26 protein-coding genes and 1 pseudogene are annotated in these 21,863 nt (G+C 57.1%); 11 read left to right on the top strand and 16 right to left on the bottom strand.

What is annotated here, in order from left to right:
* Positions 1-382 precede the first annotated feature (382 nt).
* The 3 genes and pseudogenes from GHO32_RS13235 to GHO32_RS13225 all read right to left on the bottom strand — a co-directional run bounded on the left by GHO32_RS13235 (position 383) and on the right by GHO32_RS13225 (position 3,209).
* Positions 383-835: pseudogene (locus tag GHO32_RS13235) on the bottom strand (chromate resistance protein ChrB domain-containing protein).
* 69 nt (positions 836-904) lie between these two features.
* Positions 905-2,275 (bottom strand): chromate efflux transporter, encoded by a 1,371-nt coding sequence (gene chrA / locus GHO32_RS13230; RefSeq protein ID WP_043860740.1) that lies wholly within the window; start codon positions 2,273-2,275, stop codon positions 905-907.
* A complete protein-coding gene (locus GHO32_RS13225) occupies positions 2,268-3,209 on the bottom strand; it encodes a chromate resistance protein ChrB domain-containing protein (RefSeq protein ID WP_012316910.1) in 942 nt (313 codons plus the stop codon). The genes chrA and GHO32_RS13225 overlap by 8 nt, the downstream gene beginning before the upstream one ends.
* A 190-nt stretch (positions 3,210-3,399) precedes the next feature.
* On the opposite strand from GHO32_RS13225, the gene GHO32_RS13220 reads away from it, so the two are divergent.
* On the top strand, positions 3,400-4,704 hold the full coding sequence (locus GHO32_RS13220) for an MFS transporter (protein WP_153442854.1): 1,305 nt from the start codon (positions 3,400-3,402) through the stop codon (positions 4,702-4,704).
* Positions 4,705-4,744: 40 nt separating this feature from the next.
* Here the strand turns inward: GHO32_RS13220 and GHO32_RS13215 are convergent, their stop codons facing one another.
* The 6 genes from GHO32_RS13215 to GHO32_RS13195 form a co-directional block, all read right to left on the bottom strand.
* Positions 4,745-4,918, bottom strand: coding sequence for a DUF1289 domain-containing protein (locus GHO32_RS13215; RefSeq protein WP_012316912.1), 174 nt, complete (start codon positions 4,916-4,918; stop codon positions 4,745-4,747).
* A gap of 69 nt (positions 4,919-4,987) precedes the next feature.
* A complete protein-coding gene (gene dmeF / locus GHO32_RS13210) occupies positions 4,988-5,929 on the bottom strand; it encodes a CDF family Co(II)/Ni(II) efflux transporter DmeF (protein ID WP_012316913.1) in 942 nt (313 codons plus the stop codon).
* Positions 5,926-6,201, bottom strand: coding sequence for a metal/formaldehyde-sensitive transcriptional repressor (locus GHO32_RS13205; protein WP_012316914.1), 276 nt, complete (start codon positions 6,199-6,201; stop codon positions 5,926-5,928). The genes dmeF and GHO32_RS13205 overlap by 4 nt, the downstream gene beginning before the upstream one ends.
* A 170-nt stretch (positions 6,202-6,371) precedes the next feature.
* A complete protein-coding gene (locus GHO32_RS26870; protein ID WP_016489889.1) occupies positions 6,372-6,494 on the bottom strand; it encodes a hypothetical protein in 123 nt (40 codons plus the stop codon).
* A 74-nt stretch (positions 6,495-6,568) separates the two neighbouring features.
* The gene (locus tag GHO32_RS13200) at positions 6,569-7,225 is read right to left on the bottom strand and encodes a hypothetical protein (protein ID WP_012316915.1); all 657 of its coding nucleotides are present in this window, start codon (positions 7,223-7,225) and stop codon (positions 6,569-6,571) included.
* A gap of 11 nt (positions 7,226-7,236) precedes the next feature.
* On the bottom strand, positions 7,237-7,974 hold the full coding sequence (locus GHO32_RS13195) for a HupE/UreJ family protein (RefSeq protein WP_012316916.1): 738 nt from the start codon (positions 7,972-7,974) through the stop codon (positions 7,237-7,239).
* Positions 7,975-8,486: 512 nt separating this feature from the next.
* Between GHO32_RS13195 and GHO32_RS13190 the strand changes: the two genes are divergently transcribed.
* Genes GHO32_RS13190 through GHO32_RS13180 form a run of 3 tightly spaced genes read left to right on the top strand, consistent with a single transcriptional unit; the run spans position 8,487 to position 9,968 of the window.
* The gene (locus GHO32_RS13190) at positions 8,487-8,795 is read left to right on the top strand and encodes a metal-sensing transcriptional repressor (RefSeq protein ID WP_012316917.1); all 309 of its coding nucleotides are present in this window, start codon (positions 8,487-8,489) and stop codon (positions 8,793-8,795) included.
* Positions 8,796-8,799: 4 nt separating this feature from the next.
* Complete coding sequence (locus GHO32_RS13185) at positions 8,800-9,240, top strand: YqaA family protein (protein ID WP_012316918.1); 441 nt, start codon at positions 8,800-8,802, stop codon at positions 9,238-9,240.
* Complete coding sequence (locus GHO32_RS13180) at positions 9,237-9,968, top strand: TraX family protein (protein WP_012316919.1); 732 nt, start codon at positions 9,237-9,239, stop codon at positions 9,966-9,968. The genes GHO32_RS13185 and GHO32_RS13180 overlap by 4 nt, the downstream gene beginning before the upstream one ends.
* A gap of 72 nt (positions 9,969-10,040) precedes the next feature.
* On the opposite strand, the gene GHO32_RS13175 is transcribed toward GHO32_RS13180, so the two are convergent.
* From GHO32_RS13175 to GHO32_RS13155, 4 genes are all read right to left on the bottom strand, one after another.
* Positions 10,041-10,172: a YHYH domain-containing protein gene (locus GHO32_RS13175; RefSeq protein WP_016489890.1), complete on the bottom strand. Its 132-nt coding sequence runs from the start codon at positions 10,170-10,172 to the stop codon at positions 10,041-10,043.
* A gap of 283 nt (positions 10,173-10,455) precedes the next feature.
* Entirely contained in the window at positions 10,456-11,139 is a 684-nt protein-coding gene (locus GHO32_RS13170) for a hypothetical protein (RefSeq protein ID WP_177336881.1), read from the bottom strand.
* A 1,347-nt stretch (positions 11,140-12,486) separates the two neighbouring features.
* The gene (locus GHO32_RS13160; RefSeq protein ID WP_012316924.1) at positions 12,487-13,893 is read right to left on the bottom strand and encodes a heavy metal sensor histidine kinase; all 1,407 of its coding nucleotides are present in this window, start codon (positions 13,891-13,893) and stop codon (positions 12,487-12,489) included.
* Positions 13,893-14,570, bottom strand: coding sequence for a heavy metal response regulator transcription factor (locus GHO32_RS13155; protein ID WP_012316925.1), 678 nt, complete (start codon positions 14,568-14,570; stop codon positions 13,893-13,895). The genes GHO32_RS13160 and GHO32_RS13155 overlap by 1 nt, the downstream gene beginning before the upstream one ends.
* A gap of 165 nt (positions 14,571-14,735) precedes the next feature.
* On the opposite strand from GHO32_RS13155, the gene GHO32_RS13150 reads away from it, so the two are divergent.
* The 6 genes from GHO32_RS13150 to GHO32_RS13125 all read left to right on the top strand — a co-directional run bounded on the left by GHO32_RS13150 (position 14,736) and on the right by GHO32_RS13125 (position 19,622).
* Entirely contained in the window at positions 14,736-14,942 is a 207-nt protein-coding gene (locus GHO32_RS13150; protein ID WP_012316926.1) for a co-regulatory protein PtrA N-terminal domain-containing protein, read from the top strand.
* A 181-nt stretch (positions 14,943-15,123) separates the two neighbouring features.
* The gene (locus GHO32_RS13145; RefSeq protein ID WP_012316927.1) at positions 15,124-16,941 is read left to right on the top strand and encodes a copper resistance system multicopper oxidase; all 1,818 of its coding nucleotides are present in this window, start codon (positions 15,124-15,126) and stop codon (positions 16,939-16,941) included.
* 14 nt (positions 16,942-16,955) lie between these two features.
* Positions 16,956-17,279 carry a hypothetical protein gene (locus GHO32_RS13140; RefSeq protein ID WP_012316928.1) on the top strand — a complete coding sequence of 108 codons (324 nt, stop codon included), beginning with the start codon at positions 16,956-16,958 and terminating at the stop codon, positions 17,277-17,279.
* Positions 17,269-18,384 (top strand): copper resistance protein B, encoded by a 1,116-nt coding sequence (locus tag GHO32_RS13135; RefSeq protein WP_012316929.1) that lies wholly within the window; start codon positions 17,269-17,271, stop codon positions 18,382-18,384. Before GHO32_RS13140 ends, GHO32_RS13135 begins: the two co-directional genes overlap by 11 nt.
* Positions 18,385-18,394: 10 nt before the next feature.
* Positions 18,395-19,177 (top strand): cytochrome c, encoded by a 783-nt coding sequence (locus tag GHO32_RS13130; RefSeq protein ID WP_012316930.1) that lies wholly within the window; start codon positions 18,395-18,397, stop codon positions 19,175-19,177.
* Complete coding sequence (locus tag GHO32_RS13125; RefSeq protein WP_023048571.1) at positions 19,167-19,622, top strand: DUF411 domain-containing protein; 456 nt, start codon at positions 19,167-19,169, stop codon at positions 19,620-19,622. The genes GHO32_RS13130 and GHO32_RS13125 overlap by 11 nt, the downstream gene beginning before the upstream one ends.
* Positions 19,623-19,727: 105 nt before the next feature.
* On the opposite strand, the gene GHO32_RS13120 is transcribed toward GHO32_RS13125, so the two are convergent.
* The 3 genes from GHO32_RS13120 to GHO32_RS13110 all read right to left on the bottom strand — a co-directional run bounded on the left by GHO32_RS13120 (position 19,728) and on the right by GHO32_RS13110 (position 21,044).
* A complete protein-coding gene (locus tag GHO32_RS13120; RefSeq protein WP_153442852.1) occupies positions 19,728-19,916 on the bottom strand; it encodes an AbrB/MazE/SpoVT family DNA-binding domain-containing protein in 189 nt (62 codons plus the stop codon).
* A gap of 137 nt (positions 19,917-20,053) precedes the next feature.
* Positions 20,054-20,386 (bottom strand): DUF2790 domain-containing protein, encoded by a 333-nt coding sequence (locus tag GHO32_RS13115; protein ID WP_012316932.1) that lies wholly within the window; start codon positions 20,384-20,386, stop codon positions 20,054-20,056.
* Between the two features lie 145 nt (positions 20,387-20,531).
* The gene (locus GHO32_RS13110) at positions 20,532-21,044 is read right to left on the bottom strand and encodes an antitoxin Xre/MbcA/ParS toxin-binding domain-containing protein (protein WP_023048572.1); all 513 of its coding nucleotides are present in this window, start codon (positions 21,042-21,044) and stop codon (positions 20,532-20,534) included.
* Between the two features lie 137 nt (positions 21,045-21,181).
* Here GHO32_RS13110 and GHO32_RS27215 point away from each other — a divergent pair, with 137 nt between their 5' ends.
* On the top strand, positions 21,182-21,811 hold the full coding sequence (locus GHO32_RS27215; RefSeq protein ID WP_153442850.1) for a TniQ family protein: 630 nt from the start codon (positions 21,182-21,184) through the stop codon (positions 21,809-21,811).
* The last annotated feature ends 52 nt before the right edge of the window (positions 21,812-21,863 follow it).

The following is a 21,863-nucleotide window of genomic DNA, read 5'->3' as shown; positions in this document are numbered from 1 at the left end:
TGTCACAAAGCATAATCTTTCAAAAATTCTTGGGCTTTTCCGTTTAATAAAGGTCGTCACAACAGTAAAGGTTGTCACAGCAAAGGTTCAGCCAAAGAAAAATCACAAGGATATATCGTGCAAAAACCCCGGAAAAATTATGATGGTATCTTTGTACACAGAGGTAATCGGTACGAGCTTCTCCTGTTCACAGGTACTAAGTCTGTCTCATGCCCCCTCTTCACTCTGCCAGCACACAGTCCTAGATCGGGCCTTACAGTCCGGTTGGAAGCGATTCTCGGCTGCGCGGCGAAACAAGCAAAGGGCCAGTACAGCGAGCTCATGACGCAGCCCCACCGATACGTCATCAAAAGAAATTTCCATTGCCCGGCAAGCTGAGTTCTTACATCTGCGGTGGCCTGGTGTGCGTTTCACCGTGGCAGTCACGGCACCATGCAAAGAGGGCGTCTTACAGAATCCGGCCATGTTTGAGCATTTCGTGGTCATCCGTGTAGCAGCGAAACAGCCCCAAAGAAATGGCGTAAAGCCCCGCCGACTGGGGCGTGAGATCCAGCCTGGACGTGTCCGCGCCACGGACGATTTCGGCGAGCTTGGCCAGAGTGGGATCATCGAGCTGGTACTTCTTGAGGAAGGCGTCGAAGCTGCTTAACGGCCCGACATGGCTCAGGTCTACCCCTAGAATGTCATAGAGCGTGGCACCTTCATCACTTGCCACGCGCAAGACCTCGCTGCTGGGGACGTAGCGGAAAACCGGGACTGTATCGATGAAGCGCTGGATGAGCCAAGGACAGGCGATCCGATCGATCTTTGGACGTTCACGCGTTACCCATTTCATTGGACACCCCACCGCCGGCAGGCGATGGGTCATGAAACACCGGCCGATGATGTCGGCCGGCAGTTGGTTTCAACCACGCAACATGTGGACTGCCAGGCCTGCCAGGGCGCAAGCGAATAGAACCTGAATGACACCCCGCTTAAAGCGGAATAGGGCAATTGCTGCAGCAACCGCTATCACCGCTGAAGGCCAGTCAAACGCCCCACTGAAGCCTTTTGGCCAAAGTACGTGGTAGCCGAAGAACATGGCGAGGTTCAGGATCACCCCCACCACAGCCGCGGTGATGCCTGTCAGCGGTGCAGTGAATTTCATCTCGTTGTGAGTCGACTCCACCACTGGGCCACCGGCAAGGATGAAGATGAAGGAAGGCAGGAAGGTGAACCAGGTCACGAGGCTCGCCGCGACTGCACCGGCAAGGAACGGGTGCTCCGCACCGAACATCGGATGCACGTACCCACCGATGAATCCGACGAAGGCAACCACCATGATCAGTGGCCCTGGCGTGGTTTCCCCCAAAGCGAGGCCATCGATCATTTGGGTTGGCGTCAGCCACCCGTAATGACCGACAGCGCCCTGGTAGACATAAGGCAGCACCGCGTACGCCCCGCCAAACGTCATCAGTGCAGCCTTGGTGAAGAACCAGCCCATCTGCGTCAGGCTGCCGTCCCAGCCAAACGACAGCGTTAGCAACCCCATGGGCAGCACCCACAGCGCTCCACCGACCAGCAGCAGGTGTACCAGATGTCCCCAGCTGAAACGGGCATGCTCAGGGGTTGGGGTGTCGTCATCGATCAGCGCCGGACCGAAGCTGTTCTTCGCGGCCCCATGACCGCCGCCGATCACGAACTTGCCGGGTGCGAAGCGGCCCCCCACATAGCCGATGATGGCGGCCACCAGCACGATCAGCGGGAACGGCACGTTGAGGGCGAAGATAGCGACGAACGAGGCGCCGGCCATAGCCCACAGCCAGCCGTTCTTGAGGGCTCGTGAACCAATCCGGTGTGCAGCGTGGACGACAATGGCGGTGACCGCCGGCTTGATGCCATAGAAAATGCCCGCGACTACCGGCACCTCGCCAAAGGCGACATAGACCCAGGACAAACCGATCAGGATGAACAGTGAAGGCAGCACGAACAATGCGCCGGCAATTACCCCACCCCAGCTGCGGTGCATGAGCCAACCGATATACGTTGCGAGCTGCTGAGCCTCGGGGCCGGGCAGCAACATGCAGTAGTTCAGCGCGTGTAGAAACCGTTTCTCGCTGATCCACCCCCTACGCTCGACCAACTCCTGATGCATGACTGAGATCTGTCCGGCAGGCCCGCCAAAGCTGATGAAGCCTAACTTGAGCCAGAACAGGAAGGCTTCATACAGACCGATCGGCTGCTGAGACGCTTGCGATGGCGGCTGTTCACTTACTGCGGAGGTGGTATCAACCATTTTGGGCTTCCTCGCTTGCGAAAGCCGTCAGCAGGCCATCGAAGATGCCTCCTGCGACCATTGTCAGTTGATCGTCATCGCCAATGCTCTCTCTCAATCCGGCGAGGACACGCTCGATACCGGGTGCTTCGGAAGGTTGTACGCCTCCCACATCCAGGTAGTGGATGACACCCGCCAGGCGTGCCAGGCCTGGCTGCTGAAAGGCGAAGCTCTCGATGAGGGTTTCGAAGGAAACCCGCTGGCCAACGTGGCTGAATCGGGCCCCATCAAAATCAAAGCCGAGCGCATCGCTTGGGCAGTCGCTGGGACTGTCCAACCAAATGAATTGGGCATCGGCATCAACGAAGCGACGGATCAGCCAGGCACAGGCCAACCGGTCTACCCAAGGACGTTTTCGCGTTGCCCATCGGCGACCTTGGTATTCGCTGCGCTCCAGCTGGTTGATCGCCTCATCGTGCGCACTCGGCTCATCAGAAGACAGAGCGCGGCTAATCGCGGTCTCAAGCTCCTGCAGGGCCGCGTCGGCTTGGGTCTTGAGTACACCTGGGAAGAAATCGATCGCTGCCAACTGGCCGAAGGCCTTCCTGAGCTTGCGCACCTGTCGGGCTGTCAGCAACGCATTATCCGGGGATAGGTCAGCTCGGCAGCCTGCAATTTCTTCCATCAGCTTGGCGTATTCATCGCTTCTGTCGAATAGCCCGCTGAAGCGCTCCTCGCGTTCTGGCAACGACAGCAGAAATGCCGTGCCGTTGATGGCTAGCACATCTCGCTCCACGGCTTCGAACGTTTCGCGGCCCGCGCTTTGTTCCGGCAGCAAGTACACACCATCGCGTAGCACGGCGGCGCCAGAGGCCTTCAGCGTTCTCCAGGCGCGCATTCGTTCGGTGGCGTTTGCTGTCGGCAGTCCCAAAATCAATAGCGACCAGCTAATCATGTAGAAAACTCAACATAAAATGTATCTTTTCCTACATTAAGCCAGTTTCGTCCAAATGCAACGGGTATTCATCGAGCGTGTCGAGCCGTATGGAATCGCGTTGACCATATCCCCCTGGGGGGGATACGCTGTTGTCGATCTGATGAAGTTCAGGCGATAGAGATCGCCTCCAGCCGTGCACGGAGGTGCCATGCTATCTGTCCTGAAAAACCGCACTTACAGGCACCTGTTCATTGCTCAGGTGATTGCCTTGATCGGCACCGGCCTGGCGACCGTAGCGCTTGGGCTTCTGGCCTATAATCTAGCCGGCGCGCAGGCCGGCGCCGTCTTGGGCACTGCGCTCGCGATCAAGATGGTGGCCTACATTGGCGTGGCGCCGATTGCCGGTGCGTTTGCCGAACACCTACCCAGAAAAGCCATGCTGGTCTCCCTCGACCTGGTCAGGGCAGCCGTGGCGCTGTTACTCCCGTTTGTCACCGAGATCTGGCAGATCTACGTGCTGATTTTCGTGCTGCAGTCTGCATCTGCCGCGTTTACGCCAACGTTCCAGGCCACCATTCCTGACATCCTCCCTGACGAGCGTGAGTACACCCGGGCGCTATCACTTTCGCGCCTGGCTTATGACCTGGAGAGTGTTATTAGCCCGATGCTCGCGGCAGCCCTGTTGACCGTGGTCAGCTTCCACAGCCTGTTCGGTGGCACCGTCGTGGGTTTCCTCGTGTCAGCTGCGATGGTGGTTTCAGCGGTATTGCCGGTAGCCGTTCGCGGGCCCAAGCGGAGCATCTACGAGCGGACGACCAAAGGCCTACGGATCTTCCTGCGTACCCCGCGCCTGCGCGGCCTCCTGGCCTTGAACCTCGCAATTGCTGCAGCCAGCGCGATGGTTATCGTGAATACGGTCGTGTTGGTTCAGGCGAAGCTTGGGCTGGATCAGAGCGCGATGGCCATGGCGTTGATGGCTTTCGGTGGCGGTTCGATGGTGGTGGCCCTGCTGCTTCCGCGACTTCTTGAGCGTCTGGACGATCGTAAGGCCATGCTTGCCGGCGGAGCGATCCTGGTGGCTGGTTTGCTGATCGGGGCTTTCGTCTCCAGTTATTCGGCCTTGGTTGTTCTGTGGGTGGTACTGGGCGCTGGATATTCCCTGGCACAAACGCCGTCGGGGCGGATCTTGCGTCGATCTTCTTCGGCTCAGGATCGACCAGCGCTGTTCGCGGCGCAGTTCGCCTTGTCTCATGCTTGTTGGCTGATTACCTACCCGCTGGCCGGGTGGCTGGGAGCCAGCGTCAGCCTCACTGCTGCGTTCGTTGGCCTAGGTCTACTCGCTGGGTTTGCGTGGACACTGAGCAAATGGATCTGGCATCCCGACCATGAGCACGAGGTTGTGTCGCATCAGCACGACGATCTTTCGGAAGATCATCCTCATGTCGCTGATGGAAAATCTCATGCGCACTCGTTTGTCATTGATGAGCTCCACCGGAAATGGCCACGGCGATAGCGCCCTCCATCCAGGGCGGTGGAGAGTCGCTGGGTCGGTGCTATTTCTTGAGCGCCTTCAGCCGCGCACTGGCTTTCTGTACGGCGGCCATCTTCTCCGGACGTTTCATGCGCTTCCACTTGCGGATTTCATCTTTCGACCGTCCGCAGCTTACACAGAGATCGCCCTTCAACTGACAGAGTGAAATACAAGGGTTCTCGATCTGCGAAGCCATGGATGAGTTACCTGTGGGCAGGATTGTGGCGCGTGAGTGCAGGCCGCCTCAGCGGCCCGCATCCACAGATTAGGCTTGGTGAATTTCGACGGTCAGGTGCCGAATTTCATGAACCGGCAACAGCCGCTCACGAATACTTTCAACACTGGTTGCGGCTTTGCCAACAACGCTGACGATAGCGGCGTGGGCGTCGGGGCCTACGCGCCAAACGTGAAGATCGCAGATGCGGACGTCACCCGGTTGCTCAATGAACTCGCGGATTTCCTGCGCTACGTGATCATCAGTTTTGTCCAGAAGGACGCCGGCAGTCACTTTCATCAGGTTCCAGGACCAGCGCCCGATAACAACGGCGCCGACGATGCCCATCACAGGGTCGAGCCAGACCCATCCAAGGTATTTGCCCGCCAGCAGTGCGACGATCGCAAGGACCGAGGTCAGTGCATCGGCCAGGACATGCACATAGGCCGATTGCAGATTGTTGTCGCCGTGCCCGTGGCCATGATCGTGGTGATGGTGGTGGTCATGCCCGTGATCATGGTTGTGCCCGTGGCCCAGCAGCAACGCACTCACGATGTTCACCAGCAAGCCAACTATCGCGATACCAATCGCGATGCTGAATTGCACTTCATTCGGTTGGAACAAACGGACGATCGACTCAGCACCCACTGCCAGGGCAACGAGTCCCAGGATCAGCGCCGAAGCAAACCCACCCAGATCGCCGACCTTGCCCGTACCAAAACTGAACCCAGAGTTGGTGGCGTGTCGCTTGGCATACGCGTATGCAGCGGCCGCGATGCCGAGCGCACCAGCGTGTGTGGCCATGTGGAAGCCGTCGGCGAGTAGGGCCATCGATCCGGTGATGTAGCCTGCGGCAATCTCACCCACCATCATTACAACGGTCAGCAACACGACCCAGAGCGTGCGCTTCGCATTCTCTTCATGGGAGGCACCGAGAAAAACATGGTCATGGGTGGTTGCCGTCGTGCTCATAGCTTGGATGTCCGAAGTCATTTTGAGTACCGCTGAATGGCTTCCAGGAGTTCTTCTACGCCCTTGCTGCGCTCTTCGTCAGTAAGTGACGGGTGAGCTACGTGCGCCCTGGCGTGATCCTTGATGATTTCGTCCAGCAACCCATTCATCGCTCCACGGGCCGATGCCACCAGTAGCAGGGTCTTGGCGCAGTCCTCTTCTTCCTGAAGGGCTTTTTCAATTGCCTGCACCTGCCCAGCAATGCGTTTGACGCGCTTGAGCAGCGCCTCTTTGTTCGATGCGAGATGGCCCATACCATACTCCCCCTATGTATATTGGCGCGGAGATTGTCATACCCCACCCCCCTATACAAGAGACCAGTAATCAGCAGGCGATTTTTGAGACGAGCGGGATGACTGGCGAACGTATCAACCGTCATCCTGAGGAGCGGTAGATAGAGCCTTCCTTGGCTCTAACCGGGGTATCAGTCGTGAGCGTGGCCATGGCCCGCGCTATCGTTCGACACCTCTGGCTCGGCATCGCCGCATGCGACGAGCAGGCCGAGGAGACCGATTACAGCGAGCGAACGTAGCAGTTTGATGGTCATGTCGTAGGTTCCACAGTGGTGAGATCAAAAAATTGATAGGTCGAGGCTCACTTCTAGTGAGCCTCGACCACGCGTCATTTCTTCAGGTTGAGATAGTCGCCAGTCGTGTTCAGCACAATGGTGACGTTACCCGTGGTACGGTTGCGCCAGAACCAGCCATGGGTGCCGTCGAAGAGCGCAGTCAGCTCACCCTTGTCGCTTTGCACCTGACGACCCTTGCTGTAGCTGTGGAAGTCGCCCTGGGCCGCGTCATAGGTTTCACCGTGGGTGTCGTGGTTGACCGGTCCCGAAGCATTCCACTCATATGCAACGACAGTTCCCTTACGCATTTCGAGCTTGATCTCGCGCCCTTCGCCTGGCTTGAGGGTCAAACTGACCTCGTCGGTTTTTGCCGCTGGCTGCACTGCTTGCTGGGCAGGCTGCACCGCTGCAACTTGTGGAGCCGGAGCGGGAGCAGCCTCGGGAACCGGTGCCGGTATTGCCGGCGCAGGTACAGCGGCTTTCGTAGCGGCCTCATCGGCCAAGGCTTCTTGGGCGAGGGAGATCTTGATCTCGCCCATCTGGGTAAGACCCATGGCTCGGCCCAGACCTGTTGGGTCGACGGCATACTCCGAAGGCATGACCACGGTGACCAGAAGGCCCATCGCGGCAGCGAAGGCGATGGCGGTGGATCGAATGAGCTGACGGCTGCTCGGCAGTTCGTTTGCCGAAGGAAGTGGGGAGTTGAACATGTTCAGAATCCTCAAGCGGTAACAATCAGGCCAGTCAGCTGATAACCCATCAGCAGGAAACCGGCGCTCATCATGGCAACGTTGGCGGTGTAGGCGTGACGCCAGAAACCACCGGTTCTTCTCCAGAAGCCCATCACGATCAGGATGGCGCTCAGCGCGAGCAACTGACCGATCTCAACCCCGACATTGAAAGCAATGAGGTTGGGGATCAGGCCGTCGGCCGAGATTTCGTACTCCTGGATCTTTGTTGCCAGGCCAAAGCCATGCAGCAGGCCGAAGACGAGCGTCGCGGCTTTGGTGTTCGGCTGGTAACCGAACCAGCGCTTGAAGGCCCCCAGGTTGTCCATCGCCTTGTAGACCACCGAGAAACCGATGATCGCGTCGATGATGTAGGAGCTGATGCTGATCTCAGTAAGCACGCCGAACAGCAGCGTGACCGAATGTCCAACGGCGAATAGCGTGACGTAGAGGCCCACGTCCTTGAGGCGGTAGAGGAAGAAGATGACGCCGAACAGGAACAGCAGGTGGTCATAGCCCGTCATCATGTGCTTGGCGCCCATGTAGATGAACGGGATCAGCATGACCCCCGAGCTTTCCTGGATGAATCCCTTGTCGCCTTCCGCTACGGCGTGTGCCAATGCCTCCGGCATGCCGATAAGCAATGACGCGACGAACAGGAACAAGAGGCAGATGGGATGGCGTGCACGCACAGCGAGCAAGCTCCCACCCGTTATCGAGTGTAAACGCATGGATCAATCCTTTTTGCAGTGATCGAGAGCCGCAAAGCGGCCAGGGTCAGGAAGCAAAAGCAGGACGAGGTGGGCGTTCGATTCGGAAGATAGGCGGGTGTGGTACCGAGTTGCCTGACCAGGCCAATGGCATGGACGGGCCGAAGATAGGTGTCAGTTGCGCAGCAGAAGAGAGCTGAGGGGTCTCGTGCTGGTGGTCGGGCGTGAGCGGGGCATGATAGTGGTCAGTGCAATGCGCGCAGCTCCATGAGGCCTCGCCATGGTCATGCCCATGCTTCATGTTCCCTGCTTCTTGGGCAGCGACTTGAGTCGGTACTGCCAACGAATAGGCGTGCCCCGTCCAGGCCAGCATAACGGCCATAGCCAAAGCCACGAGGATGGCTGATGACAGGAAACGACGGGACATTCAGATGCCTATGACGCTGATTCAACAGCAACGTTGCACGTTTGACCTAACCCCCTGGGGGGGATAGCATCGCCAGCGTAATGTATCGCCGACAGAGACTCAAGATATGTCCGATGATCACCAGCACGATGATGAACAGGGCCATGCCCATACTCACCAGAGCCATGAGGCGATCATCAAGCGCCTGAAGCGTGCAGACGGCCATCTGCGCAGCATCATTGCCATGATCGAGGATGGGCGCGAGTGTGTAGACATTGCCCAGCAACTGCATGCGGTTGAAAAGGCCGTCTGCCAGGCCAAGCGCACGCTCATCCAGGACCATATCGACCACTGTCTTGAGGACTCGGTTGCAGCCTTGAGCAAGGGCGATCGATCGGCCCTGGACGAATTCAAGCAAATTACCAAGTACCTGTAGGGCCGTGTTCGAGCTCACCAGCTACCTCGGCCTGTTTCTGGCAGCTTTTGCGGCCGCCACGCTGCTACCCATGCAGTCAGAAGCCGCGCTGGCCGCGATGCTAGTGTCTGAGCTGTACCTGCCCGTGGCGCTTGTCGCGGTGGCTACCGCCGGCAATGTGCTGGGTTCCGTGGTTAACTGGTTTTTGGGTCGAGGCGTCGAGCACTTCAAGCACAAGCGCTGGTTCCCGATTAGGGAGTCCAAGCTGGAGAAGGCACAAGTCTTCTACCAGCGCTATGGATACTGGTCACTGCTATTGAGCTGGGTACCCATTATCGGCGATCCAATTACGTTGGTAGCCGGGGTCATGCGCGAGCCACTTTGGCGGTTCACACTGTTGGTGACCTTGGCCAAGGGTGGGCGGTACTTGCTACTGACTCTTTTGGTACTCGGGAGCATGCCGTGACGTCAGATCCCATCCGTCACAGAGAGCGGCACACGGGCCAGGACCTGATCAAGTGGATCGCCTTGATTACGATGGTGCTCGATCACATGCGGTTGGCCTGGCCGGCTACCAGTAACCTGTTTGTCTTAGGCCGACTGTCCTTTCCTTTGTTCTGTTTGGCGGTGGCCATCAACGTTTCGCGGAACCAGCCTGGTGAGTTGTTTATCCGGAGTAATGGCCGGTATCTCGCCCTTTTGGTGTTGTTTGCGGCGCTATCAGAAGTGCCATACCGGATGGTCAGCACCTCAGGCACATTCAACGTCCTGGTCACGTTGGCGTTGGGTCTGCTGGTCGCTTGGGGAGTGCAGCACCGGACGCTCGAAAGCCTGGTACTGGCCGGCGGGGCGATTCTGGCTGCCTATTTGCTGAGCGAGCCGTTGATGTTCGGCTTTTATGGAGTGTTCGTGCCGGCAGCTCTGGTGCTCGCGATCAAGCGCCCCGAACTTTTCGCGTTACTGCCCGTCGCACTCTGTGCTGCTGCCAACTCTCGAACTGGCCTGTTCGAGCAAGCAGCGCAACTAGAACCATTCGCCATCCTCGCACTGTCGACCGCCGCTCTTGCACCTCTGCTCGGTTTGGCGCTGTTCTGGGCCCCATTGCCGTTCAAGGTCGTGCCTGTCAAACAGTGGAGCTATTGGTTCTACCCCGGCCACCTGGTGGCGCTACTGGGTATTCGCAACTTGCTTTAGCTGCTGGCTTTGCTTCTATGGCTGGCATCCTCAGGGTCAAGAACACCAGCGCTGAAGGACCTGCGGACCGCCTTAGTGACAGTGGCGCTCGCCCGTTTTGTGGTTGGTGTGGCAACCCTTGGAGTCGGTACCGCCGCTATGTGCGAAGGCAGTGACCGAGGAGAACGACAGGACTGCTGCGATCACGAGGTAAACGATTTTCATCAGGCTACTCCATGCTTGGTTTTTGTACGTGGCTTCGGCCACCGGCGAAGATTATGGCTAATTGCCTTCATACGGCAAGCGGCTGCGTCCCCGACGAGGTGTGGTCCAATGAAAGGGGTAATTACGGGCGTCGGGCTGGAGCCCGTGGAATTAAACGCTGCGAGAGTTTTAATTCTCTAAATCCAATCGTCCCGAGTCCCGTATACACCTACAGGCCTCCTAATGAGGCCCAAAGAGTGGTGAACTGGCGCTTGCGCTACAGCGCAGAACCCGATATGGGGAGCTAGTTGAAAAGCTCCAAGAAACGGCTGAAATTGACGGCAGCTATGGCAAGGCCACTCAGTACGATAACTGTCGTGTAGATCGGATGGTCTTTGACGATTTCAATCAACACAACAGGGTGCACCCCGTTCCGCTCGTACCATTTGGATTTCGTCTTCAAGGACTTGTCATGTGTCCGTTCGAAGAAGTTCGCAAACATATCGAGCTTCCTCAAGGTCGATTGATGCATTTTTATGTACTCAGCGTTCACAAAGGCGGCAGCCTCATCAGCGCCCGGCAGCGCGTCTTGGTCGCTGGCATTGTTGAGTTCAGCTAATGCCATGATCCTGCCTTTCCTTCCCTTGCTATCGGCATGCGGGGCATAATTTCTTCCATACAACGCAACCAGCTCACGCGCAAGGTCAACCTTCTTGTCATCCGGCAGCTCTACGGGTTTGCCGCCGAGTACCCGGAAGCGATGCTCAAGCGCAAAGAACCCGAAATTTTCGTCTCGCATATTCCAGTGCAGGAAACGGCAATCCTTGTGCTTATCAAGCCATTGGAAAAAGCCTTTGAGCATCGACTTTTCGAATTTATTGAGCTCTGCTTGCATGCTGGAGAGCTGTTTGCTGAGCTCTGCTTCTTTATGGATGGACCATGATTTGGTCTGGCCGGTTTTTAGGTTTCGTGTGGCGATGGAGGTCACACGTTTCGACTCCCCCGTATCGTTCTGATAAAACGATTCGCAGGAGTAGTGGATTACGTAAACTCGGTTCGCGTCGAGGTAGAGGTCTTCGATTAACGCTCTGCTCCTTTTGCGATCCTTTACCCGATCTAGCTCTGCTCCCACCACCTTCCCCTCAACCCAGTGCAATGTAGGCGAAGCTGGTGATTCTGCCCTCAAATGTGAGTACCCGCTAGATTTACCCCTAGCTTTGCCTTTGACTCTCCCTGAGGGTATACCGCCTGGGGATAACCAGCTTGCTTTGTCTTGGCGGATTGCCCTGCCGATTGACGTGGCCCACATAAGCCGCTTCAAATGCCGTCAGAACGCAGGACCATTCGCTCCCGTCGAGCTGGCTGGTGGGCGTGAGCCAAGAGGCGTATCCTACAAGCGCTTGCTCCGAGACTTGTTGGCCTACAGCCTCCCCTTGGAGACATCTGATAGCCCGCCGCCGAGGCGGGCTTCTTTGCTACCAGATCTGTACAGCAGCGCCTTTGGTTGGCTAGCTGCCCAAGCTAGGCTCTGCCAGAACGCATGCCCATAAGCGGTCTACCTGTCTCCCTAGGCACGCCGGTTATCGACGTACCCAAATCTTTTATCAGGCGCATGGAAAGCAGGCGGAGGTTTGGCGAAATTCGCTTACGCAGTCATTGCTTCGCAGGAATCTGCGCAGGTCATACAGGCCTGTGCGCATTGCTGACAGTGGTCAGCATCTCGGTGCGAAGGCCTGCCCGATCATTTAAGGCTGGAAAATCACTGCTTCTGAATGCTCACGATTTCGCGACGCTTCCCCCCATACGGAACCCAAATTTCACCTTGTCTCCTACGTTCAAGCCCTTCAGCTGTGCAGGCTCAGCTTGGATCCGTCCCTGAAAACGTTGTGGAGTCATGAAAATGATTCCTCGACAGATCAGCGCCCAGCCGCGTGCCATCGCCCCGCTGCTACGCAGAACGATGGTGTGAAATTAAGAGGGAGTCAGACGCGGGGAGGACGCCATGGATCGGGGGGGAGAACCTGTCGCTATGCCTACAGCATAGGTATCGGCAGGTCGTGGCTTGGCATAGTCAGTCCAGGCGTTAGGAAGCTGGGCTGCACTGTGCTGGCAGTCCTGCACTCCTGGCCTACCTTGCAGGATTGGTATGGTCACCAGTCTTTCCCAGGTCTTGGTCCTGGCAGCAGGCATGGTCCATGCCCGCCATCATTTCCATGCCCATGGTCTGCATTGGGCAAGGTTCAGTCGCCGAATCGATGCCCGCCATCCCGTTAAGCGGAAGCGCCACGATAAGAATCAGGATGGGCGAGTATAGGTTACCGGGATGAACTCACCATTAAGGGGTTGGGGCTGCACCAACCAACCGCATGGAGGCTGGGAGACTGATGAAGAAGGTTGTGACACCCTCCGCTGAAGTACACCAAATTCGTCCGCTGTGAGCCTCGATGATGGAGCGTGTTATCGACAGGCCTAGGCCTGCATTGCTTGGCCCGCCTTCGCGTCTGGCTGGATCGGCCCGATAGAACCGGTGGAAGATCTTGCCAATGTGCTGAGGATCGATGGTTACTCCGCTGTTACGTACGGATAGCGTCACGGTTTCACGTGTTTGCTCGATCTGCACTGATATCTCGTTGCCTTCCGGGGTGTAGCGCAACGCGTTCGATAAAATGTTGGAAAGCGCTCGGTCAATCATCAGGCGATCGCCACGAACCTTGCCACGACCTTGGAGGGTCAGCTGAATGCCCCGGTCCTCAGCCAGGAACTGGTAGTACTCGAACAGCTTGTATACGAGTTCGGAGAGGTCCACATCGATCTGCTCGGGCACGATCAGACCGTTGTCCGCCTTGGCGAGGAAAAGCATGTCGTCAATCATGCGCGACATGCGCTTGAGGTCTTCCAGGTTCGAATAGAGGTTTTCCTCATATGCATCCAGGTCACGCTTCTTGGTGAGCACCACTTCAGTATGGGTCAGTAGGTTGCTGACCGGCGTTCTCAACTCGTGAGCGATATCGGCAGAAAAGTTGGACAACCGAACGAATGCATCCTCCAATCGTCCCAGCATCCCGTTGAAAGACAGGATGAGCTCCTGAAGCTCAATCGGTACGGGCTTCAGGGGAATGCGCTCGCGGAGCGATCTTGCTGACATCGCGGTCGCCACTTTGGTGATTTGCCCGACAGGCCGAAGCCCGCTTTTGGCCACGACCCAGCCCAAGCCTGCACTCACCACTGCACTGATCACCAAGCCGATCCCGAACCACCACTGCAAGGTGTGGAAGAAATGGGCATGAGTGGTGACATCGAGCATCAGCACCGCCGTCACAGGTTCCGGCTCGCCCGCGATGGCCAACTGGGCGGTGATACCGCGGAAGTTCTGCGATTCATCCTGCCACTCCCAGACCGCACCCTGGCGCGCCTGCTCGAACCGCTGAGGAATTTGGGAGGCTTTGGAGTCTGAAAAAAGGGTCGTTCCGTCAGCCTTGGTGATTTTCGCCGAAAGATCCTGATGTGCGCCGAGCAATGCCCGCAGCTGCTGCTCCTGATCGCCGAGCTCGCCTCGCGCTGCTGAAATGGACAGAATATGACGCGTTGACTCCAGCTTTTCGGAGAGCGCCTGCTCATCCAGCATCCGGAAATGGTGCTGGCTGAGCCCGTAGAAAGCCACGCCGGCAACGACCAAGACAGCAGTCACCGCGAACATGAACATCAGGGTCAGTCGCTTGACGAGCGATGATTGCGGGCGCATCACTCTGCCACATCCATCATGTAGCCCATGCCTCGGGCGGTATGGATGAGCTTTGGCGCGAAGTCGTCATCAATCTTGGCCCGCAGTCGGCGAATCGCGACCTCGATCACGTTGGTGTCACTGTCGAAGTTCATGTCCCAGACCTGAGAAGCGATCAGCGACTTGGGGAGCACCTCCCCGCGTCGGCGCATGAGCAGCTCCAAAAGGGCAAACTCCTTGGCAGTAAGGTCGATCCGCTTGCCGTTTCGCGTAGCCCGGCGCTTGAGCAGGTCAACCTCAAGGTCCGCCATCTTCATGGTGGTTTGAGCAGAACCACCGTTGCCTCTGCGCAGCAGTGTGCGGACCCGAGCCAACAGCTCAGAGAACGCAAAGGGCTTCACAAGGTAGTCATCAGCACCCAGCTCCAAGCCTTTAACGCGATCATCTACGCCATCACGGGCCGTGAGAAAGAGGACCGGCACGTCTTTCCCCGCTGCCCGGATCTTGCGCAGGACCTCCCAGCCATCGAGCCCCGGCATCATTACGTCCAAGATCAGCAAGTCATACGCTTCGCTCTGCGCCTGTTGCAGGGCGTCAGTGCCTGTCATCACCCGGTCTACAGTGAAGCCAGCCTCTGTTAGGCCTTGCTGGAGGTAGACACCGGTTTTCGGCTCATCTTCGGCTACGAGTAATTTCATCTGCTCTCATCCACGCGGAGTGCATCTCCAGTTTGCAGGAAAAAAGACGCCCAACCAGAAGCTGACGGAAAAGTAATGTCGCGATCAGTTTTCTGACAGCACCGCGAGGCTAATTTGACCCTGTACCTGACGCCATGAGGCGCAGAACCCACTGAGGATCTCCAGATGAACATGGTCAAAGCAATTGTGGTGGTCGTTACCTTCGGCATGGCAGGCATCGCCCTGGCAGAGGGCGGCGCGGACCGGACCTTTGCGCGGATGGAAGCGGCTCGCCAAAACTCCATGCAGGCCTATCAGGTTGCGCAGCAGGAGAAAGAGCAGCCGCCGGTCGCCGCACAGTCCAGCAAGCATGTCGGCCACGAGAGCTGCTGATCCGAGCTTACAGAAATGTAATCACTCCGGAATCTGAACTATGGCAGTTTCAGACTACGGCCTCTCATCAGCCTCGCGCAGTAGCGAAAGTCTACGAGACTGGTGAGAGCTCCAACGAACCCAAGGGCTGCGCCATCGAGCAGCCTGGATATCAGCGATCTACCTGACTGGACGCAACGGCATGCAAAGCAAAACCACGAGACGATCATTCGTCAAAGGCCTGGCCGCTACCGGACTTCTGGGTGGGCTCGGCATGTGGCGCGCGCCGGTCTGGGCTGTGACCAGCCCTGGCCAACCGAACGTGCTCAGCGGCAATGAATTCGACCTGTATATCGGTGAACTGCCCGTCAACATTACGGGGGCAGCTCGTACGGCCATGGCCATCAACGGCTCCGTGCCTGGGCCGATCCTGCGATGGCGCGAAGGCGACACCGTGACGCTGCGTGTACGCAACCGGTTGAAACAGGACACCTCCATTCACTGGCACGGCATAATCCTGCCCGCCAATATGGACGGTGTGCCGGGCTTGAGCTTTCACGGCATCGCTCCCGATGGCATGTACGAATACAAGTTCAAGGTCCACCAGAACGGCACTTACTGGTATCACAGCCACTCAGGCCTCCAAGAGCAGTCTGGGGTCTATGGCGCACTGGTGATCGATGCTAAGGATCCCGAGCCGTTTGTATATGACCGCGATTACGTCGTCATGCTCAGCGATTGGACGGATGAGGACCCGGCGCGGGTGCTCTCCAAACTCAAGAAGCAGTCCGACTATTACAACTTCCACAAACGCACGGTCAGCGACTTCGTTGACGACGTGAGCGAGAAAGGCTGGTCGGCCGCTGTAGCGGATCGGAAGATGTGGGCTGAAATGAAGATGAGCCCCACCGACCTCGCAGATGTGAGCGGGTATACCTACACCTACCTCATGAACGGCCAAGCTCCGAACGGCAACTGGACGGGTATCTTCAAGCCCGGCGAGAAGATCCGCCTGCGATTCATCAACGGCTCGGCCATGACCTATTTCGATGTCCGGATTCCTGGGCTCAAGATGACGGTTGTGGCTGCCGACGGCCAGTACGTCAAACCCGTATCGGTCGATGAGTTCCGGATCGCCGTTGCTGAAACCTACGATGTCATCGTCGAGCCTGAAAACGAACAGGCCTATACGATTTTCGCGCAATCCATGGACCGTACCGGGTATTCCCGAGGCACCCTGGCAGTTCGCGAAGGCTTGCAAGCGCCCGTACCGGCGGTAGATCCACGCCCGATCATCGCCATGAGCGATATGGGCATGGACCACGGCAGCATGGGCGGAATGGATCATGGCAGCATGGCTGGCATGGACCAGGGCAGCATGGCCGGCATGGATCACAGCAAGATGGCTGGAATGGACCACGGCAGCATGGCCGGCATGGACCACAGCAAGATGACTGGGATGGGCAATGAAGGCATGGCCGGCATGAGCGGCGCAATGCAAAGCCATCCGGCTTCCGAGACCAACAACCCACTGGTCGATATGCAGACTATGTCGCCAACGCCAAAGCTGAACGATCCGGGAATTGGCCTACGCAACAACGGGCGTCGAGTGCTGACGTACGCCGATCTGCGGAGCACCTTCATCGATCCCGATGGTCGAGAGCCTGGACGGACAATCGAACTGCACCTTACCGGCCACATGGAGAAGTTCGCGTGGTCGTTCGACGGTATCAAATTCTCCGACGCTGAACCGCTGCGGTTGAAATATGGCGAGCGTCTTCGCATCACCTTGGTCAACGACACCATGATGACTCACCCCATCCACCTCCACGGTATGTGGAGTGATCTGGAGGACGAGAACGGCAACTTCATGGTTCGCAAGCACACCATCGACATGCCACCTGGCTCAAAACGAAGCTATCGCGTCACCGCAGATGCCTTGGGACGTTGGGCCTATCACTGTCACCTACTGTTCCACATGGAAATGGGCATGTTCCGAGAAGTACGTGTGGACGAATGAACTGGAGATTTGAGATGAGCAAACCAATGAAACGAAGCGCCTTTTTCCTTTCTGCTGCGATGGTAGGCATTCTGGCTGTTTATGCCCCGTCGTCGTGGTCCAGCGACAATCATGATCAGCATTCCCAGAAAACCACAGAGGCCGGCAAAGCCAAAGGCTCGCAGGACAAGCAGGGCCAGGGGATGAACCATGAAGGCATGGACCATGGTTCCATGGAAGGTATGGACCACGGCTCGATGAAGGGAATGGACCATGGCTCGATGGAAGGCATGGACCACGACAAAATGATGAAATCGCATGGCAGCGACAAAGCTAAGGCAGGGAAAGATGGCCAATAGCCTCGGGCGGCCTTCGCTGCTGGCTCTGACCGTTTCGATCAGCATGCTGGGCGTAACGCCCAGCTTCGCTGCTGAAGAAATGGATCACTCGGGCATGGATCATTCGAAAATGGGGCACGGCTCCATGCAAATGGATGCTGCTCCATCCGAATCGATGCCGGCGATGGATCACAGCAAGATGGGGATGGGCAAACAGCAGAAAAAGCCTGCCCCTGTTGATCACAGCCAGATGGGGCATGCTCAAAGCAAGAGTAAATCCAGCCCGGTGGACCACAACAAGATGGACCACAGCAAAATGAACCATGGAAACATGCAGGGCATGGATCACGGCTCTATGAAGGGCATGGACCATTCCCAGATGAACCATAGCTCAGCGACTTCTCCGACCACGACGAGCCGCACGCCGATTCCAGTGCTCACTGATGCGGATCGCGAGTCGGCCTTTCCGCCCCTGGGTGGCCACCAAGTGCACGACAGCGGAATCAACAGCTTCTTCCTGTTGGACCAGCTCGAATACCAGGACGCCGATGAGGGCAGCACCCTGGCCTGGGACGCATCAGGCTGGATAGGCGGCGACATTAATCGCCTCTGGGTTCGTTCGGAAGGCGAGCGCACCAATGGGGTAACCGAAGATGCTGAGCTGCAACTCCTGTACGGGCGCTCGGTCAGCCCTTGGTGGGATGTGGTCGCCGGGGTCCGCCAGGATTTCAAACCGGAATCCCCACAGACCTGGGCAGCCTTTGGTATTCAGGGCATGGCTCTGTATGACTTCGAGGCCGAAGCCACGGCGTTTATAGGCGAGAACGGTCAGACTGCTGCGCGTCTTGAGGGCGAATACGACATCCTGCTGACCAATCGCTTGATTTTGCAGCCCACGGCCGAGGTCAATTTCTATGGCAAGAACGATCCTGAGCGCGGCGTTGGCTCGGGCCTTGCCAATACCGAAGTCGGGCTGCGCCTACGGTATGAAATTGTCCGCCAGTTTGCTCCATACATAGGCGTTACCTGGAGCCGCTCCTACGGCAACACCGCTGACTTCATCCGAGACGAGGGTGGAGATGTTGATGAGGCACGCTTCGTTGCCGGTATCCGGATGTGGTTCTGAGAATTCCAACATGAAAAAAACAATTACAACGCTGCTTGGGGCCGGTGCTGTCGGAAGTGCTGCGGTATTGGGCACAGCCTATTTCGGTCTGGTGAATGTCGGCGCTGATGATCCTCACTTCCCGGCAGTCCATTCCTTTCTCGCCATGGCTCGTGATCGGTCTATTGAGGTTCGAGCGCGAGACATCGAAGTCCCTGATCTGAAGGAAGCCGCGTTGATCAAAGCGGGGGCGGGCAACTACAACGCCATGTGTATAGGCTGTCACCTTGCCCCTGGCGTTGGGAAGACTGAGCTAAGCCAAGCGCTATACCCGTCGCCACCCGACCTCACCAAGGTGGGTGTCGGAGGCGATCCAGCCGCCGCATTCTGGACAATCAAGCACGGTATCAAAGCCACGGGCATGCCCGCCTGGGGCAAGAGCATGGGCGATGAGTACATCTGGGGAATCGTCGCGTTCCTGGATCAACTGCCCCAGATGAATGCCGAGCAGTACAAGGCCTTGGTGGCCACGAGCGGCGGCCACCAGCACGGCGGCGGTGAAAGCGATATGCACAACCATGAGGGCCAGCACGGCGGGAGCGGTCGTGCCGAGCATGGTGATCACGATGAAGCGGCAGACGACGATCATGCCCAGGCAGCTCACGACCATGGAGCTGCACCCGCAGGCTCCGCTCAAGCGGCAGATCATCACGGTGACCACAATGCGGCCGAGGCCCATTCGGATGCCCACCCGACATCGTCGCCAAAGACGCATGTTCACAAAGACGGTAAGGAGCACACTCATGCCAACTAACCGGATATTCGTTCGGCTAGCCGCTATCGCTGGGCTTCTGGTGACCTCGGCGGCCTATGCTGCCGAGCCATTGTCCATCGACGTTCACCGAGACGCGAACTGCGGTTGCTGCAAGAAGTGGATCGCGCACCTGGAAGCCAATGGTTTCAAAGTGACCGACCATGTTGAGACGGACATGAGCGCAGTGAAACAGAAGCTGGGCGTAGCGCCACGGTTAGCGTCCTGCCACACAGCTGTGATCGACGGAAAGTTTGTTGAAGGTCACGTGCCAGCTGAGCAGATTCGAGAACTCAGGGGGCGGAACGATCTAGTCGGGATCGCCGTACCAGGAATGCCAGCTGGGTCCCCAGGCATGGAGGTTGATGGCGTAAGCCATGCCTACCAAGTCATTGGTTTAATCAAAAGCGGCGAGGACCAAGTAGTCGCCAACTATCCAGCCAAATAACGCACCTACCAGGAGGACGGCGGTAGGCTGACTGCCGTCCCTTATTCCCCCGCTAGAAAGCTTCATCAGCTCAACAGGACGACAGAGAGGGGCTACAAAGGGTAGCTAGTCAGATTCACGGCGCTCGCGGACTGGCTTGAGTACGATATCGCCGTTGATGAGCTCGATGGAGAGTCTGTCGCCCGTCGTGACCCCGAGCTCGCGCAAAATGTCATCGGGTAATTCCACAATCACATCGCCGGAGCCGTCGCCGGGACCTAGGCACTTTACCGTGGTGCGCGCTGATTGAGTCATTGGACTCTCCTGCCTGAGCTACCAGTCCTCATCGTACTCCACCAGTCATGAAAGCCGGTAACCAGGCGATCTATTGCCGGAATTGACGCTTCAACCCGGCGTTTTATCAGAGTAAGTCCTGTCCACTCGCTCAGTGCTCAGTTCTGGCCCCGGCAACCGACTCCAGCGGTCCGGTATTCAAGGATTTTCACGTCTCCGTTGGAATCCTCGTAATTCATCTGTGCCGGCATCACGTCACAGCTCGCCTTGGTCGACGTCATGCTGATCACCTTCGCCACGTCGAGCCGCATCCCGTAGCGATAGTGGATCACCTCCGGTGGGTTCTTTCCCTTGGCAGCGGCATAAGCTCGCATAGCTTGCTCATTGGCCTGAATCATCTTTCCATGCAGACGGTCGGATCCTCCTTCGGCGAGTACGGCTGACGAAGCCACTAGGGCCAGGATAGCGGTGATACTTTTGATGACTTTCATTTCAATCACTCCAATAAACGTGACTGAAGATTAGGGGTTGATCGCTGTCAATTGAGTGATACGGGAATTACAAGGTTGTAAGTCCCGCATGTAAAAAGAGGTAGCGTTGCCTCCTCGCCGCATACCAACCTCGCCCTCAGGCAAGCTACTGGTAGACACCCAAGCGTATACGCTCAAGATAGTCCGCTACGACGCTGAACCCGAGCGACGTGTCGAGCATCTCGAAGGGTACAAACCCCAACAAACGGCCGCACGGCCGACAAAGCCACTGCTCCGCGAGCATCTGAGAGCCAAATACCTTCGATGCAAGCTCCAGTCCTTTCGCATACTGGAACGCCACCGCGCTCTGCTGGGCATCCAGACGATGGGCCTGAGCGGGATGGCTCAGACGGTGAATGCTTCTGGTCGATCTTCCTGTGATTCGCCCGACGAGGTTACGAGCCTTGAACAGGCTCGATGACTCGACCATGCACTTCACGTCGCTGAAAAAGAATCCTGTTTGGACTAGACTCAGGAGCTCCAGCTGGCTCAACCCGTCGGGGTGGGTATGAACCAGGTGGAACGTTGGTGGAAAGGCCTGCGATTCAACAGGTGGGCGAGTGCTTGTAGGATTCACTGCATCGACCTCCTCTTGTGCGTTGGCTGCCAGACTAGCCATTTTGATTCCCAAGCACGTCCGGCGCCCTTCCACCTTCACAATAGCCCAATACGGTCACCAATGTGGATGCGATACCGGTGACTTCTAACTAAAATGGCATACCGCCCGTCTAGCAACGTGTACAAGCACTTCAATTAATGAGAATTTTCGCACCATTACCTGGAGAATATGTCGCATCAGCGCTTAAGCGAGGCAATGAGCTTCTAGGTATTAAATCTCTAAAAACTGAAGATTTCTATATAAAACCGATACCTCGTGTTGGCTTCGGGATTAGTAAAACCTTAAGCACCGTGCAAGCAGAGTGGCGGCCGCATCAAGAATTTTATTACCCAAAACTGCTAGACGACCACAAAATTTCCGAACTAGTCCTAAACGACCACACTTTGTATCCTATGATAGCTGCGCTTGGTCGTCATCGAGCGACCGCAATCGTCACACCAAAGACTTGGCAGAAAGTTTGTCCAGATTGCGTTCTCGAAGACTTGAATAACTGCGGAAGCCCCTATATTCATTGCAGGCACGTGTTGGGTTCCGTACAGGTTTGCAGTACTCATGCTTGCACTCTAATCGAAACATGTCCGGTCTGCTCAATGCCACTGAAAAAGCACGAGATTGGTCACCTAGCCAAGTGCAGCAAGCAGGGCAAATGGTCAAGACGTCAAAAGCGAGAATTCGGATCAACCCGTCATATGTACGCCAAATTTGTCGCAGATCTTCTGGGCTACCGCGGCCCGATGATACATGGCTCTTCGCATTTAAGGGTGTAGCTGATTTCTAAACCCTCCTGACTTCAGCAAGCACCTGGCTATGTAATTGGTT

Origin of the sequence: Pseudomonas sp. FSL R10-2189 (assembly GCF_009600325.1) — a bacterium.
Lineage (GTDB): Bacteria > Pseudomonadota > Gammaproteobacteria > Pseudomonadales > Pseudomonadaceae > Aquipseudomonas > Aquipseudomonas helleri.
Note: the sequence above shows the minus strand (reverse complement) of the source record. Positions and strands in the feature narration are given on the sequence as shown.

Excerpts from the sequence above, each read along its gene's own strand:
- GHO32_RS13200 (WP_012316915.1), bottom strand. The coding sequence starts at position 7,225 with ATGTTCAACTCCCCACTTCCTTCGGCAAACGAACTGCCGAGCAGCCGT.
- chrA (WP_043860740.1), bottom strand. The coding sequence starts at position 2,275 with ATGGTTGATACCACCTCCGCAGTAAGTGAACAGCCGCCATCGCAAGCG.
- GHO32_RS13140 (WP_012316928.1), top strand. The coding sequence starts at position 16,956 with ATGAGCAAACCAATGAAACGAAGCGCCTTTTTCCTTTCTGCTGCGATG.
- GHO32_RS27215 (WP_153442850.1), top strand. The coding sequence starts at position 21,182 with ATGAGAATTTTCGCACCATTACCTGGAGAATATGTCGCATCAGCGCTT.
- GHO32_RS13150 (WP_012316926.1), top strand. The coding sequence starts at position 14,736 with ATGAACATGGTCAAAGCAATTGTGGTGGTCGTTACCTTCGGCATGGCA.
- GHO32_RS26870 (WP_016489889.1), bottom strand. The coding sequence starts at position 6,494 with ATGACCATCAAACTGCTACGTTCGCTCGCTGTAATCGGTCTCCTCGGC.
- GHO32_RS13160 (WP_012316924.1), bottom strand. The coding sequence starts at position 13,893 with ATGCGCCCGCAATCATCGCTCGTCAAGCGACTGACCCTGATGTTCATG.
- GHO32_RS13225 (WP_012316910.1), bottom strand. The coding sequence starts at position 3,209 with ATGATTAGCTGGTCGCTATTGATTTTGGGACTGCCGACAGCAAACGCC.
- GHO32_RS13120 (WP_153442852.1), bottom strand. The coding sequence starts at position 19,916 with ATGACTCAATCAGCGCGCACCACGGTAAAGTGCCTAGGTCCCGGCGAC.
- dmeF (WP_012316913.1), bottom strand. The coding sequence starts at position 5,929 with ATGACTTCGGACATCCAAGCTATGAGCACGACGGCAACCACCCATGAC.
- GHO32_RS13135 (WP_012316929.1), top strand. The coding sequence starts at position 17,269 with ATGGCCAATAGCCTCGGGCGGCCTTCGCTGCTGGCTCTGACCGTTTCG.
- GHO32_RS13190 (WP_012316917.1), top strand. The coding sequence starts at position 8,487 with ATGTCCGATGATCACCAGCACGATGATGAACAGGGCCATGCCCATACT.
- GHO32_RS13115 (WP_012316932.1), bottom strand. The coding sequence starts at position 20,386 with ATGAAAGTCATCAAAAGTATCACCGCTATCCTGGCCCTAGTGGCTTCG.
- GHO32_RS13155 (WP_012316925.1), bottom strand. The coding sequence starts at position 14,570 with ATGAAATTACTCGTAGCCGAAGATGAGCCGAAAACCGGTGTCTACCTC.
- GHO32_RS13205 (WP_012316914.1), bottom strand. The coding sequence starts at position 6,201 with ATGGGCCATCTCGCATCGAACAAAGAGGCGCTGCTCAAGCGCGTCAAA.
- GHO32_RS13215 (WP_012316912.1), bottom strand. The coding sequence starts at position 4,918 with ATGGCTTCGCAGATCGAGAACCCTTGTATTTCACTCTGTCAGTTGAAG.
- GHO32_RS13175 (WP_016489890.1), bottom strand. The coding sequence starts at position 10,172 with ATGAAAATCGTTTACCTCGTGATCGCAGCAGTCCTGTCGTTCTCCTCG.
- GHO32_RS13130 (WP_012316930.1), top strand. The coding sequence starts at position 18,395 with ATGAAAAAAACAATTACAACGCTGCTTGGGGCCGGTGCTGTCGGAAGT.
- GHO32_RS13110 (WP_023048572.1), bottom strand. The coding sequence starts at position 21,044 with ATGGCTAGTCTGGCAGCCAACGCACAAGAGGAGGTCGATGCAGTGAAT.
- GHO32_RS13145 (WP_012316927.1), top strand. The coding sequence starts at position 15,124 with ATGCAAAGCAAAACCACGAGACGATCATTCGTCAAAGGCCTGGCCGCT.
- GHO32_RS13125 (WP_023048571.1), top strand. The coding sequence starts at position 19,167 with ATGCCAACTAACCGGATATTCGTTCGGCTAGCCGCTATCGCTGGGCTT.
- GHO32_RS13195 (WP_012316916.1), bottom strand. The coding sequence starts at position 7,974 with ATGCGTTTACACTCGATAACGGGTGGGAGCTTGCTCGCTGTGCGTGCA.
- GHO32_RS13220 (WP_153442854.1), top strand. The coding sequence starts at position 3,400 with ATGCTATCTGTCCTGAAAAACCGCACTTACAGGCACCTGTTCATTGCT.